General features: G+C 37.1%; 12 protein-coding genes. 7 read left to right on the top strand and 5 right to left on the bottom strand.

What is annotated here, in order from left to right:
• Nucleotides 1-15 precede the first annotated feature (15 nt).
• The 5 genes from mnmE to rpmH form a co-directional block, all read right to left on the bottom strand.
• Nucleotides 16-1,401: a tRNA uridine-5-carboxymethylaminomethyl(34) synthesis GTPase MnmE gene (gene mnmE, locus C9J35_RS18885; protein ID WP_107925943.1), complete on the bottom strand. Its 1,386-nt coding sequence runs from the start codon at nt 1,399-1,401 to the stop codon at nt 16-18.
• A 323-nt stretch (nt 1,402-1,724) separates the two neighbouring features.
• Nucleotides 1,725-2,540 carry an RNA-binding cell elongation regulator Jag/EloR gene (jag, locus tag C9J35_RS18880; protein WP_107925941.1) on the bottom strand — a complete coding sequence of 272 codons (816 nt, stop codon included), beginning with the start codon at nt 2,538-2,540 and terminating at the stop codon, nt 1,725-1,727.
• A complete protein-coding gene (yidC, locus tag C9J35_RS18875; protein ID WP_107925939.1) occupies nt 2,537-3,307 on the bottom strand; it encodes a membrane protein insertase YidC in 771 nt (256 codons plus the stop codon). The genes jag and yidC overlap by 4 nt, the downstream gene beginning before the upstream one ends.
• 251 nt (nt 3,308-3,558) lie before the next feature.
• Nucleotides 3,559-3,903 carry a ribonuclease P protein component gene (gene rnpA, locus C9J35_RS18870; RefSeq protein ID WP_107925937.1) on the bottom strand — a complete coding sequence of 115 codons (345 nt, stop codon included), beginning with the start codon at nt 3,901-3,903 and terminating at the stop codon, nt 3,559-3,561.
• A 100-nt stretch (nt 3,904-4,003) separates the two neighbouring features.
• A complete protein-coding gene (rpmH, locus tag C9J35_RS18865) occupies nt 4,004-4,138 on the bottom strand; it encodes a 50S ribosomal protein L34 (RefSeq protein ID WP_004233310.1) in 135 nt (44 codons plus the stop codon).
• Nucleotides 4,139-4,723: 585 nt separating this feature from the next.
• Here rpmH and dnaA point away from each other — a divergent pair.
• From dnaA to C9J35_RS18830, 7 genes are all read left to right on the top strand, one after another.
• Entirely contained in the window at nt 4,724-6,073 is a 1,350-nt protein-coding gene (gene dnaA / locus C9J35_RS18860; RefSeq protein WP_107925935.1) for a chromosomal replication initiator protein DnaA, read from the top strand.
• A 168-nt stretch (nt 6,074-6,241) separates the two neighbouring features.
• A complete protein-coding gene (gene dnaN, locus C9J35_RS18855) occupies nt 6,242-7,378 on the top strand; it encodes a DNA polymerase III subunit beta (RefSeq protein ID WP_107925933.1) in 1,137 nt (378 codons plus the stop codon).
• A 185-nt stretch (nt 7,379-7,563) separates the two neighbouring features.
• A complete protein-coding gene (gene yaaA / locus C9J35_RS18850; protein ID WP_010860741.1) occupies nt 7,564-7,788 on the top strand; it encodes a S4 domain-containing protein YaaA in 225 nt (74 codons plus the stop codon).
• 3 nt (nt 7,789-7,791) lie between these two features.
• A complete protein-coding gene (gene recF, locus C9J35_RS18845; protein ID WP_107925931.1) occupies nt 7,792-8,907 on the top strand; it encodes a DNA replication/repair protein RecF in 1,116 nt (371 codons plus the stop codon).
• A gap of 91 nt (nt 8,908-8,998) precedes the next feature.
• On the top strand, nt 8,999-10,936 hold the full coding sequence (gene gyrB, locus C9J35_RS18840) for a DNA topoisomerase (ATP-hydrolyzing) subunit B (RefSeq protein ID WP_107925929.1): 1,938 nt from the start codon (nt 8,999-9,001) through the stop codon (nt 10,934-10,936).
• A gap of 25 nt (nt 10,937-10,961) precedes the next feature.
• Nucleotides 10,962-13,433, top strand: coding sequence for a DNA gyrase subunit A (gene gyrA, locus C9J35_RS18835; RefSeq protein ID WP_107925927.1), 2,472 nt, complete (start codon nt 10,962-10,964; stop codon nt 13,431-13,433).
• A gap of 148 nt (nt 13,434-13,581) precedes the next feature.
• Nucleotides 13,582-14,664, top strand: a complete 1,083-nt coding sequence (locus C9J35_RS18830; protein WP_054768483.1) for an HD-GYP domain-containing protein — start codon at nt 13,582-13,584, stop codon at nt 14,662-14,664.
• Nucleotides 14,665-15,010: the final 346 nt, after the last annotated feature.

The following is a 15,010-nucleotide window of genomic DNA, read 5'->3' as shown; positions in this document are numbered from 1 at the left end:
CCTTCTCTAGTAGAATTATTTCCCTAAACAAAATTGTGAAAATAGCTGATTAATTAGGCTTTCTTGAACCGTATCGCCAATAATTTCACCAAGTATTTCCCAAGTTCTTGTTACATCTATTTGCACCATATCAACTGGTACCCCAGCTTGTGCAGCCGCTAGTGCATCCTCTACGGTAGCTTGTGCTTGGTGAAGTAAAGCAATATGACGTGCATTCGATACATATGTTAAATCTCCCGCTTCTATTTGCCCTTCAAAGAATAATGCCGCAATTGCTTCTTCGAGCTCTATGACGCCTTCTTCTTGTAAAAGTGAGGTAGTCACGATACGATGCTTGCCGGCTAACTCTTTAACGCGAGCTAAATCGATTTTTTGCGGTAAATCTGTTTTATTTACAACGACAATATAATCCATCGCCTCAATTGTCTCGAAAAGACGCTCATCCTCAACCGTTAATTCATCTGAGTAGTTTAATACCAATAAAATTAAATCTGCGCCACGTAACGCTTCACGAGAACGTTCCACACCGATTCGCTCAACAATATCTTCCGTCTCTCGAATACCAGCAGTATCGACTAAACGAAGTGGAACACCACGTACATTCACGTACTCTTCTATAATATCACGAGTTGTCCCTGCAATATCTGTCACAATCGCTTTATTTTCTTGGACTAAACTATTCAAAAGTGAAGATTTCCCGACATTTGGGCGACCTAAAATAACTGTCGACAAGCCTTCTCGTAAAATTTTGCCCTGAGAGGATGTTTGTAGCAGTTGAATGATTTCATTTCGTACCCATGTGCATTTTTCAAGTAATACAGGTACCGTCATTTCTTCTACATCATCATACTCTGGATAATCTATATTAACCTCTACTTGCGCCAATGTCTCTAGCAATGCTTGGCGTAAATCACCGATAAGACGAGATAGTTTCCCATCCATTTGGCCAAGAGCTACATTCATGGCACGATCCGTCTTCGCACGAATTAAATCCATTACCGCTTCCGCCTGTGATAAATCAATACGTCCATTTAAAAACGCTCTTTTCGTAAATTCACCTGGCTCTGCCAGCCTTGCACCATTTGTTAACACTAGTTTCAATACGCGATTAACAGACACAAGCCCGCCATGACAATTGATTTCTATTACGTCTTCCCGCGTAAATGTTTTCGGTCCTCGCATTAACGATAGCATGACTTCCTCTACTACCTCATTTGTTTTTGGCTCTACTAAGTGCCCATAATGAATTGTATGTGAAGCTTTCGCTGTTAAACTTTGACCACCAGGTGATTTGAATATCTTATCTGCAATTGCTATTGCTTCGTCCCCACTCAAGCGAACAATTGCAATAGCACCTTCACCCATCGGTGTGGATATTGCAGCAATTGTATCGAACTCCATCTACATTACCTCCTTAACGTTATCCACATGTGGATAAACATAACCGACCGAAACTTTCTAACACCTTAGACTAACATATTTAAAAAAAAAACTAAAGTAAGGATGGTTTCCAATTGTGGACAACAATTACGTTAAAAAAATTGCTTCACTGTAGTTTAAACAAATATCGACAAAATCTTTTGCGTTTAGACACTTGTGAACTCAACAGTTGCTAGCAAAAAAAGCGCTTATCCACAGAAAAAAGGTCATTTTATCATCATGATAAAATGACCTAGATTATTATCTTTTGTCTGTACGTTTTTTAGTGGGTGGAATCCTGACCGTTACTTAACAGGTTCAATGACTAGATAACGATTCGGCTCTGTTCCCTCTGAGTATGTTTCAATATCAAGGCGATTAGCCAATTGATTATGAATAATCTTTCTTTCATATGACTGCATCGGTTCGAATGCCACACGTTGATTCGAACGAAGTGCCTTATCAGCCATACGATCTGCCAATTGCTCTAGCGCTACTTGGCGACGCTCACGGTAGTTTTCTACGTCTAATTTCACCATTAAGAACTGCTTCGCACTTTTATTTAACACAAGTTGTGTTAATTGCTGCAATGAATTTAAAGTTTGTCCTCGTTTTCCAATAAGCAGTGCTGCCTTTTCACTTTTCAGCTGAAATAATACATATTTACCTTCACGTGTTGTTTCAATTTCAAGATCTTGAATGTCCAATTGTTTAGCAATATTTACTAAATATGCTTTGGCTTCTTCAATTGGGTTATCAGAGTTCTCTTCTTCCTCTGCACTTTCCTCTACTACGACTTGCTGGACAGCTTCGATTTCAATTGGTTGTTCAGAAACTTGTGAACTTACTGTTTCAACATCATCTACTACTGTTGCTTCGGCTGTTAGTTCCTTAGCCGTATGCAGTTCCTCAACTACTTTTACTGTTTCAGTAGTTGGTCGAACTTGCTGTTCTTTTACTGTCACACGAACTTCAGCAGATCGTGCACCAAAACCTAAAAATCCTTTTTTGCCTTCTTGTAAAACTTCAACATCTACTTGTTCACGGGTTTTGCCAAGTTTCTGTAACGCCAATGAGATCGCTTCTTGTGTTGTTGCGCCTATTTGCGTAAGTTGTTTCACTTTTTAGCCCCTCCATTTTGAGCAGGTTGTGTTTTATCCTTTTGCCAAGGTTTGTAAATAAAAAGGTTTTGGAGAATCGAGATAATGTTTCCGATTACCCAGTACAATGATAATGCCGCTGGTAACGCCATACCGAAACCAATAATCATGAATGGCATAATGTACATCATCATTTTCATTTGAGGGTTGTCCATTGCTGGGCCCGTACGTAACACGATAAATTGCATTAGACCAGCAATAATTGCTAGTATTGGTGCTGGATCTGCTAGTGGGAACATAAAGAAGTTTCCTAAATCAAAAGCAGATGTAGCATTCATACGACTAATCGCATGATAGAAACCAATTAGAATTGGCATTTGAATAAATGCAGGTAAACATCCAGCAATTGGATTGGCTCCTGATTCACTCATTAGCTTCATCATTTCTTGTTGGTATTGTTTCTGTGTTTGTGCATCCTTAGAAGCGTACTTCTTTTGCAATTCCTTCATTTTTGGCTGAAGTTCTTGCATTTTTTTAGAACTCTTTGTTTGTTTAATCATTAATGGAAGAATAGCTAAACGAATAATAATTGTTACTGCAATAATCCCCCATGCATACGTACCGAGTAAGTCAGCAAAGTACTTAATCGCTGAAACTAACGGCCAAACGATGAATTCATTCCAGAAGCCCTCACTATCTTTGGAGATTGGCTCATTAAATTCTGTACAACCAGATAGCAGCAGAGCTACTGATACTAGCGACAAAATTACCCAAAGTTGTTTTTTCAACCGTCTTCCCCCTACAAACCTATTCAATTTTCTTAAATCTATCTACGTTCTTCTTTCCTTCTTCTTTACTCAACACATTCTCTCGCTTTTGAATAAAGTTAACAATTATTTTATCATGCAAATAAGCTTTCACTCTACTAAATGTTCCAACTTAATATGCCCATTCAGTAAGGAAAGTTACTAAATTCACATTCGTTATAGTGGAACTTTATACGTAAGTGCGCTTTGTCGCCACTTTATTTGCGAATGTACTATGCCTTTTTTAAAACTTTAGCGATTCGTAGTACATGCTGCAAACTTTGTTTCACTTCATGAAAATCCATAGTGGCCGCCGGATGTCTGGCGATAATAACATAGTCCATATTCGGCTTGAGCTCATCTTTTACTTCATGAATGCTTTGTCGAATATACCGCTTAATTTGGTTGCGTGTTACCGCATTACCAAGCTTTTTACTTACTGATAAGCCTATACGAAACTCCGTTTGTCCCTCTTTTGGTAAAAAGTAAACGACAAACTGACGATTAGCGAAAGACTTCCCCTTTTTAAACACCTTTTGAAAATCTTCATTCTTTTTCACTCTTTGGCGTTTTTTCATTACTTTCACCTGCTACTAAATAATATCCTTCGATCTCTATTTTTAGGTTTACCAAAAATAAAGAAAAAAAAGACCACTGATGTGGCTCAGTGGACTTATTTTATGCTGATAAAACTTTTCTGCCTTTACGACGGCGAGCAGCAAGAACTTTACGGCCGTTTTTCGTGCTCATGCGTGCGCGGAAACCGTGAACTTTACTGTGCTTACGCTTTTTTGGTTGGTAAGTACGTTTCATGTATATAGACACCTCCTGAATGAAAGTTGAATTTTTCAACATACAGACCTGCATATTATATATAGTAATCAGCTATTTTGTCAATGTATTTCATAAATTTCTTTCAACAATTAAAGTGAATCGCTGATTTTAAAAAAATAACTTTAATTCTTGATTCTTATTTTCCTTGATGTTAATTATCCACAGAAGACTTGTCTTTTTTACACAGACTTGTGTATAGTATTTTTTGCATGTTTTTTTATCCACAAGTGTTATCTACAGCTTTTTCACATAAGCAGTGCTTGTGGACAACTCAAAAGTGCATAAACAAAGGTTGTGTGGATAAGTTTCGCAAACTATTGAAATAGCTTTGTTTTTCTGATACGATAACTGTGCTTCACTTTGTTGAAAACTGAAACGAACTATTCTTTTATCCACAACTGTTGATATGCTGTGGATAATTTTTATCACAGCCTTTGGTTAAGTTTTATCCACAGCTTGTGATTTTGTGGACTAGTCGTAAAATGAACGTATTTACTTAACACATAAATGCACTATATTTTTTTATTGCTGTATATGTATTGAACTGTAAAGGAGAATAGCAGCTTGGAACATTTAGAAGAATTATGGAATAATGTCCTGGCTCAAGTTGAACAAAAAATTTCTAAACCAAGCTTCGAAACGTGGCTAAAGTCTACTAAACTACTTTCATACAATGGTAGTGGATCAACAGTGACAATTGCCGCGCCAAATTCGTTTGCTCGAGATTGGCTTGAAAATCATTATATTCATTTGATTACAGGTATATTAACGGAGCTTACAGGCGAAGACTTGCTTATTAAATTTGTTGTTCAAAAAAACCAGGATTCGGACGATTTTGACTTACCAGCGCCTATTATCCAAGCAAAAAATAACGATCATCACGATATTTCACCAGGTATGTTAAACCCGAAATATACATTTGATACGTTTGTCATAGGCTCTGGTAACCGCTTTGCACATGCTGCTTCTTTAGCTGTTGCTGAAGCACCCGCTAAGGCCTATAACCCTTTCTTTATATATGGGGGAGTAGGACTTGGTAAAACGCATTTAATGCATGCAATTGGCCACTATGTGTTGGAACATAATCCAAATGCAAAAGTTGTATACTTATCATCGGAAAAGTTTACAAATGAATTCATTAACTCTATTCGTGATAATAAAGCACTCGATTTTCGCAACAAATATCGCAATGTAGATGTGCTACTAATTGATGATATTCAATTCCTAGCTGGAAAAGAATCTACGCAAGAAGAATTTTTCCATACATTTAACACATTGCATGAAGAATCAAAACAAATAGTTATATCAAGTGACCGCCCACCAAAAGAGATTCCCACATTAGAGGATCGTTTACGCTCACGATTTGAATGGGGATTAATTACAGATATTGCACCACCAGATTTAGAAACTCGTATTGCTATTCTACGGAAAAAGGCTAAAGCAGATGGTCTAGATGTTCCAAACGAAGTAATGCTCTATATTGCGAACCAGATTGACTCCAATATTCGGGAGCTTGAGGGTGCGCTTATTCGTGTCGTGGCGTACTCATCGCTTGTTAACAAGGATATTAATGCGACATTAGCTGCTGAAGCGTTGAAAGATATAATTCCTAATGCTAAACCACGAACTGTCTCCATTTTAGACATTCAAAATGCAGTAGGAGAGCACTTTAGTATTCGTTTAGAAGATTTTGTCGCAAAAAAACGAACGAAATTAATTGCCTTTCCACGTCAAATTGCGATGTTTTTATCACGCGAATTAACAGATTTTTCGTTGCCGAAAATTGGAGAAGAATTCGGAGGTCGTGATCATACAACAGTTATCCATGCTCACGAAAAAATATCTTCTATGTTGAAAAATGACGCTCAACTCCAACAAGATATTAAACAAATACGAAGTATGCTAGGGAAATAATCCTGTGGACAATTCAATTATTTAAACACAAAGTTATGCACAGTCTATCTACATGTGGATAGACTGATTTTATTCATCTCAAAGCACTTATCCACAAATCCACAGGGCCTATTACTATATCTTTTTATATTTAATAAATAAATAATATAAATATGTGAGGGAAAACAAATGAAATTTGATATTTTACGTGACCGTTTATTAGAGGGTTTAAATGATGTCATGAAAGCTGTAAGTTCTAAAACAACTATTCCGATTTTAACGGGGATTAAAATTGATGTCACAGACGAAGGTATCCGCTTAACAGGTAGTGACGCTGATATTACCATCCAAACTTTTATTCCAGTAGAAGAAGATGGCCAACAAATTATCCAGATAACTGAAACAGGTTCTATTGTTGTACAAGCTCGTATGTTCAATGAAATTGTACGTAAGTTACCAACTAATGATGTTGAAATACAAGTAACAGCTGGCTTCCAAACACATATTCGTTCAGGTAAATCTGAATTCCATTTAATTGGCTCAGATGCAGCAGAATATCCATTACTACCTGAATTAACCGAAGATCAAAAATTTACTATACCGGCTGATTTATTAAAGTCAATTATCCGTGAAACAGTATTTGCAGTAGCCACTTCAGAAAGCAGACCGGTGTTGACAGGTGTAAACTGGCAGATAAAAAATGAAGCATTAATGTGTGTTGCAACAGATAGTCATCGTCTAGCAAGACGAAAAGTACAACTAGAAAATTTACCAGCAGTTGAACATAGTGTGGTCATTCCTGGGAAAAGCTTAAATGAATTAAACAAGGTCTTAGAGGATTCTACAAACCTTGTTCAAATTGTTATTACTAGCCAGCAAGTATTATTTAAAACGGGAGATGTATTATTCTTCTCTCGTTTACTAGAAGGCAACTACCCAGATACTACACGTTTAATTCCAGAAGAATATCAAACAAATGTGACGATTAATGGTAAAGCATTATTACAAGCAATCGATCGTGCGTCACTTGTAGCTCGCGGAGATCGTAATAATGTCGTGCGCTTCGACATTTTAGATAATCAAGCTGTCGAAGTTTCGTCTAATTCACCAGAAATTGGGAAAGTACAAGAGGAAATTCCTGTAGAAGCATTAGAAGGGGAAAGCTTAAAGATTTCTTTTAGTGCGAAATACATGATGGAAGCTTTAAAAGCAATTGATGGCCAAGATGTGGTTATTCAATTTACAGGGGCAATGAGACCGTTTATTCTACGCTCTGTACATGATGACGCAATTCTACAGTTAATTTTACCAGTGCGTACTTACTAATTATTTATGAGTAAGTACCTGACAAAAGAGCAGTTCTTATGTTCACTTTTTTCTGTTAGTTACCACGAATAATTTTGATATGCTTTAGGAGATAGTCGTTAACTGCGGCTATCTTTTTTTACTTATGCTGCATTTTTAGGTATGATAGAGAGATAGATATTCTGTATTTGGAGGGTGACACAGCTATGAAAGACATTGAAATTGACGTTGAGTTTGTGACGTTAGGACAACTTTTGAAAATGACTGATGCTATTAGCTCAGGTGGCATGGCTAAATGGTTTTTACACGAAAATGAAGTATACGTAAATGGCGAAGTAGATGATCGCCGTGGTCGCAAATTGCGTAATGGAGACGTCGTAAATATACCAGGATGTGGTCGATTTCGTATCGTTGGACCCGCTGGACAATAAAATATGCATATTGAGCAGTTAAAACTTACAAATTACCGTAACTATGATGCTTTAGCGTTAAATTTCTCTCCAAAAATTAATGTGTTTATTGGTGAAAATGCTCAAGGGAAAACAAATGTCATGGAATCCATCTACGTATTGGCGATGGCTAAATCACATCGTACGACGAACGATAAAGAATTGATACGTTGGGATTCAGACTATGGTAAAATAGAAGGGGCCGTTCAAAAAAGGCACGGTATTTTACCAATTGAGCTTACGATTACGAAAAAGGGTAAAAAAGGTAAGATAAATCATATTGAGCAAAGTCGCCTTAGTCATTATATTGGTCAAATGAATGTGGTTATGTTTGCACCCGAAGATTTAAATGTTGTAAAAGGGAGTCCGCAAATACGACGACGTTTTATCGATATGGAGATTGGACAGATTTCTCCGGTCTATTTACATGATTTATTAACCTTTCAAAAAATTTTAAAGCAGCGTAATCATTATTTGAAAATAAACCAAGGCAAGGTAATGATCGATGATGTAATGTATGAAGTCTATAATGAGCAATATATTCATGCAGCTACCCAAATTATTCGTAAAAGATTTCAATTTATGGATTTATTACAGGAGTGGGCAGAACCTATTCACGCAGGTATTTCACAAGGTAAGGAAACTTTAGCTATTAAATACCGCACAGTAGCTGGTATTGAAAAAGAACACACTCCTAGTGAAGTAGAAAATCTTTTGCACAAAAAATTGCTAGAAGCAAAGGATCGTGAATTTGATCGCGGTGTAACTATGGTTGGTCCGCATCGAGATGATCTGCAGTTTTTAGTGAATAACTATGATGTGCAGACATATGGCTCACAGGGACAACAACGTACAACTGCGTTATCGTTAAAGCTCGCTGAAATTGAACTAATTAAACAAGAAACAAATGAAACACCCATTCTACTTTTAGACGATGTATTGTCGGAACTCGATGATTATCGCCAATCGCATTTATTAAATACCATTCAAGGTGAAGTCCAGACCTTTGTTACTACTACAAGTGTTGATGGAATTCATCATGAGACGATGGAACATGCACAACTGTTCCACGTGAAACAAGGTGCGATTGAGGAAAGTTAGCCGGGGAGTTTTTTAGATTATAAAAGAATGGTAATAGTCAGCTCGGTTGACTGTTCATTCATTTACACACAATGATGTTATGAAGGAGTAGATGAAAGCCGTGGCTATAGAAAACGAAGGTTTACAAGATCAAGCTTATGAAGCCGATCAGATACAGGTATTAGAAGGTTTAGAAGCGGTTCGTAAAAGACCAGGGATGTATATCGGTTCAACAAGCTCCAAAGGGCTTCACCATCTAGTATGGGAAATCGTTGATAACAGTATAGATGAGGCACTTGCAGGGTTCTGTACAGATATTACAGTAACGATTGAAAAGGAGAACTGGATTCGCGTAGAAGATAATGGACGAGGAATCCCAGTTAGTATTCAAGAGAAAATGGGAAAACCTGCTGTCGAAGTTATTATGACAGTACTACATGCCGGGGGTAAATTCGGCGGTGGAGGATATAAAGTATCTGGAGGGCTTCATGGTGTAGGGGCGTCTGTAGTAAATGCACTTTCAATTGAGACTATTGTTCAAGTTCATCGTGAGGGACATATCCATGAGATTAAATTTGAACGTGGGAAAACTGTTCAGGCTCTAACTGTTATTGGGGATACTGACCGTAATGGTACAACTACACGCTTCAAAGCCGATCCTGAAATATTCAAAGAAACAACAGTTTACGAATTCGATATTTTAGCACATCGTATTCGCGAATTAGCTTATTTAAACCGAGGAATCAGCATTACAATTGCAGATGAACGTGAAGAAGAAAAACGTTTTACTACATATCATTATGAAGGTGGTATCCGTTCTTATGTAGAGCACTTGAATCAATCTAAAGAACCAATCCATGAACCGATTGATGTTCTTGGTGAAAAAGATGGTATTTCAGTTGAAATTGCGATGCAATATAATGCTGGATTCTCATCCAATATCTTTTCATTTGCTAATAACATTAATACGTATGAAGGTGGTACACATGAGTCCGGCTTTAAAACAGCTCTAACACGTGTTATCAATGATTACGCACGTAAAAATGGTTTATTAAAAGAGGCAGATACAAACCTAACGGGTGAGGATGTTCGTGAAGGTTTAACGGCTATTGTTTCTGTTAAGCATCCTGATCCACAATTTGAAGGACAAACGAAAACAAAGCTAGGTAACTCTGAAGTAAGTCAAATTACTAATGCTTTATTCTCAGATGGTTTTGAGCGATTCATGTTAGAAAATCCAACTGTAGCTCGTAAAGTTGTTGAAAAAGGTTTAATGGCTGCTCGAGCAAGGGTTGCGGCGAAAAAAGCCCGCGAATTTACACGTCGTAAATCTGCTCTTGAAGTATCGAGTTTACCAGGTAAATTAGCTGACTGTTCTTCTACAAATCCAGCTGACTGTGAAATTTATATTGTTGAGGGTGATTCTGCCGGTGGTTCTGCAAAATCCGGTCGTGACCGTCACTTCCAAGCAATTTTGCCGTTACGAGGTAAAATCCTTAACGTTGAAAAAGCACGTTTAGATAAAATTTTATCGAATGCAGAAATACGAGCAATGATTACCGCATTCGGCACAGGTATTGGTGAGGAATTTAATTTAGAGAAGACACGTTATCATAAAATTATTATTATGACCGATGCCGATGTTGATGGTGCGCATATTCGTACATTACTCTTAACATTCTTCTTCCGTTTTTTAAGACCACTAATCGAGGCGGGTTATATTTATATTGCACAACCACCACTTTATCAAGTAAAACAAGGCAAGCATATTGAATATTGTTATGATGATGAGACATTAAGAGAGATCTTAGAACGTCTACCAAAAATGCCGAAACCAAATGTACAGCGCTACAAAGGTCTTGGAGAAATGAATGCGGAACAACTTTGGGAAACAACGATGGATCCCGAGTACCGCACATTGCTACAAGTGGAATTAGATGACGCAATCAAAGCAAACCAAGCATTTGAACGTCTAATGGGTGATGAAGTTGAACCTCGTCGTCAATTTATCGAAGAAAATGCCGTATATGTAAAGAATTTAGATATTTAATTTTTTGTGAGGGGAGGTCTACACTTTGTCAGAACAAGAACGCTCTGGTGTTAAAGGAATTAATATAACAGAAGAAATCGAAACATCTTTTCTCGATTATGCGATGAGTGTAATCGTATCACGTGCACTACCAGATGTGCGTGATGGATTAAAACCAGTACATCGTCGTATTTTATATGGCATGCAAGAGTTAGGAAATACAGCAGATAAAGCGTACAAAAAATCAGCACGTATTGTCGGGGATGTAATGGGTAAGTATCACCCACATGGTGACTCATCAATTTATGATGCAATGGTACGTATGGCGCAAGATTTTAGTTACCGATATATGCTTGTTGATGGTCATGGTAACTTTGGATCTGTCGATGGCGATGGTGCTGCAGCGATGCGTTACACAGAATCACGTATGTCACGTATTGCAATGGAAATGCTACGTGATATTAATAAAAATACAATTGACTATACTGATAACTACGATGGCTCTGAAAAAGAACCAGTTGTTCTACCAAGTCGTTATCCAAACTTATTAGTAAATGGTGCCGCGGGGATTGCCGTTGGTATGGCGACGAATATTCCACCTCATCAACTTGGCGAAACAATTGATGCAGTACTTGCACTTTCTGAGAATCCTGCCATTACAACAGAAGAGCTTATGGAGATTATCCCAGGACCTGATTTCCCTACAGGCGGTTTAATTTTAGGCCGAAGTGGCATTCGTCGTGCCTATGATACTGGGCGCGGTTCAATTATTATTCGTGCAAAGGTAGAAATTGAACAAAAAGCGAATGGTAAGGAAACAATTCTTATTCACGAATTACCTTATCAAGTAAACAAAGCTAAGCTCATTGAAAAGATTGCAGAGCTTGTACGTGATAAAAAAATAGATGGCATTACAAACTTACGGGATGAATCAGACCGCCGAGGAATGCGTGTGGTCATTGAAGTGCGTAAAGATGCTAATGCCAATGTTGTATTAAACAATTTATATAAACAAACAGCAATGCAATCAAGCTTCGGCATTAATATGTTGTCTCTAGTGAATGGTCAACCAAAAGTAATGGGCTTAAAAGAGATGCTGTATCATTATCTTGAGCATCAAAAAGTCATTATCCGTCGTCGTACAGAATTTGATTTAAAGAAAGCAGAAGACCGTGCACATATTTTAGAGGGCTTACGCATTGCTCTTGATCATATTGATGAAATAATTGCAATTATTCGCGGTTCTCGCAGTGGTGATGAAGCGAAGCCACAATTAATGGAACGATTTAATTTATCTGAACGTCAAGCACAAGCAATTTTAGATATGCGATTAGTTCGTTTAAGTGGATTAGAGCGTGAAAAAATAGAAGCCGAATATCAAGAGCTACAAGTGTTAATTGCTGAATTAAAAGCAATCTTAGCAGATGAAGCCAAAATTGTTGAAATCATTCGTACCGAAATATTAGAAGTAAAAGAACGTTTCAATGATACACGTCGCACAGAAATTACATCTGGTGGTTTGGAAATGATTGAAGACGAGGATTTAATTCCAGTCGAAAATTCGGTAGTTACTTTAACTCACAATGGTTATATTAAGCGTTTAGCTGCGAATACATATCGCAGTCAAAAACGTGGTGGTCGTGGTGTTCAAGGTATGGGTACAAACGAAGATGATTTCGTAGAGCACCTGATGAATACATCTACACACGATACAATTTTATTCTTCACATCAAAGGGTAAAGTATTCCGAGCAAAAGGTTACGAGATTCCTGAATATGGTCGTACAGCAAAGGGCTTACCAATTGTTAACTTACTCAATATTGAAAAAGATGAAAAGGTAACTGCAATGATCCGTGTTGGTTCATTTGATGAGGATGCTTACTTTATCTTTACAACGAAAACAGGTATTACTAAACGCACACCAGTATCTCAATTTGCGAACATCCGTACAAACGGTTTAATAGCAATTAGCTTGCGTGAAGATGACGATTTAATTGCGGTTCGTTTAACAGATGGCTCTAAGCAAGTAATTATTGGTACGCGTGATGGAATGCTTGTTCGTTTCCAAGAAGATGATATTCGTTCAATGGGTCGTACAGCAGGCGGTGTACGTGGTATTAAACTACGTGATGGTGACGAAGTAGTTGGAATGGAAATTGTTGAGGCTGGGGAAGAAATTTTAGTTGTTACCGAGAAGGGTTACGGTAAACGAACTTCTGAAGAAGAATATCGTTTACAAAGTCGAGGTGGCGTAGGTTTAAAAACAATTCAAATTACTGATAAAAACGGTCCTATGGTAGCTGTAAAAACTGTTGATGGCTCAGAAGATTTAATGCTGATTACAATCAATGGTATGCTGATTCGTATGGATGTAAATGATATCTCGTTAATTGGTCGTAGCACACAAGGCGTTCGTTTAATCCGTTTAGGAGATGAGGAACTTGTTGCAACCGTTGCGAAAGTCGAAAAAGAAGAAGAGGACGACTCTTCTGAAGATGAAGAACAAATAGAAGAATAATAATAAGGCCGATGATGACAATAATAGTTTGTCAATCATCGGTTTTTTATTATAAATCATGAAAAATAAGTAATTATTTTGAATTCCATGATAAAATGAAATAAACCTTAATGTTAAGCAAGTGAAATAGTGAAGAGGTGTTAATTTCATGGAAACTATACATGTCCCAATTTCAGAGTTACGCTTGGGTAAAGTAATATCTGAAGATATTTTTGCAAATACACAATATCCAATAATTTTTAAAAACACAATAATTTCCCATGAACATCTACAAGTCTTTAGTGCATTTAATATTTCAAGAGTCCCTGTATATAAAGATGGCATGAAAGATGGGCAGTCGAATGAAGAAGAACTAGAAGTGGCTATTCCACTAGAAGCTGTTCCAACATTTAGAAGAGTGTACAATAATTCTGTTGAGCAATTTAAAAGGGAATTTAAAAATTGGGAAGCTGGTGCAAAGGTAGATATTGCGAAAGCACGTACAATTATTTTGCCATTACTAGAGATGGTTTTAGAAGATCGTACAATTATTTTTGATTTAAATGAGTATTCCAATCCTAAAGACTATTTATATCATCATTGTATAGCTACAGCGTTAATTTCTTCTGTTATTGCACAAAAATTAGGCTATGATAGAGGGCTTACGATTCAAGTAGCAATTGGAGGTTTATTAGCAGATTGTGGTATGGCTAAAATCCATCCACGTATTCGCGATAAGAAAACGACCTTAACTGAGCAAGAATTCGATGAAATTTATAAGCACCCTCTATATAGTTATAATATGGTGAAGGATTTAACGATTTTAAAGGATACGATGAAAGAAGCTATCTTCCAGCACCATGAGCGTTTAAACGGGAGCGGTTACCCTAAGGGTGAAAAAATCGCCAATATATCAATCTTTGCACAGATAATTGCCGTTGCAGATGTATTTCATGCAATGACATGTGAACGCGTATATCGATCTAAGCAATCTTCATTTAAAGTGATTGAGATGGTTAATGAATCTGAATTTGGAAAGTTTGATATTAAAGTAGTGCAGGCGCTTATTGATCTGGTTGCAGATTTACCTATCGGTACAATTGTGGAACTTTCTAATTTAGAACGTGGTGAAGTAATGTTCGTCAACAAATTCGCTCCAACAAGGCCTCTTATTAAATTAAGTAATACAGGGGAAATCTTTGATTTAGCGAAAAATCGGACTTTCTATATTTCGCGGATCATTACAGATTGACAATTGCGATAAGGCAATCAGTTATAATTTAGATTGCCTTATTTTCTATTAAACAAAGATATTTAAAAAACATTTTAATTTTTTTAGAGAAAGTGTTGACATAGTTTTAGAAACTTGATATTATAAGTGAGTCGCCAAGAGGTGACGCACTAAACGAAACAACATGAACCTTGAAAACTGAACAAGCAAAACGTAATCAATAACGTTTTTAGTAACTATCTTTCAGTTAGTGAACGAAACAAAATTTTGGACATCAAAATTGATGCCAGCAAAACAATTTGAGCTAATCAAATTTCTTTTATGGAGAGTTTGATCCTGGCTCAGGACGAACGCTGGCGGCGTGCCT

The sequence above is a fragment of the Lysinibacillus parviboronicapiens genome (genome assembly GCF_003049575.1).
Classification (GTDB): domain Bacteria; phylum Bacillota; class Bacilli; order Bacillales_A; family Planococcaceae; genus Lysinibacillus; species Lysinibacillus parviboronicapiens.
Note: the sequence above shows the minus strand (reverse complement) of the source record. Positions and strands in the feature narration are given on the sequence as shown.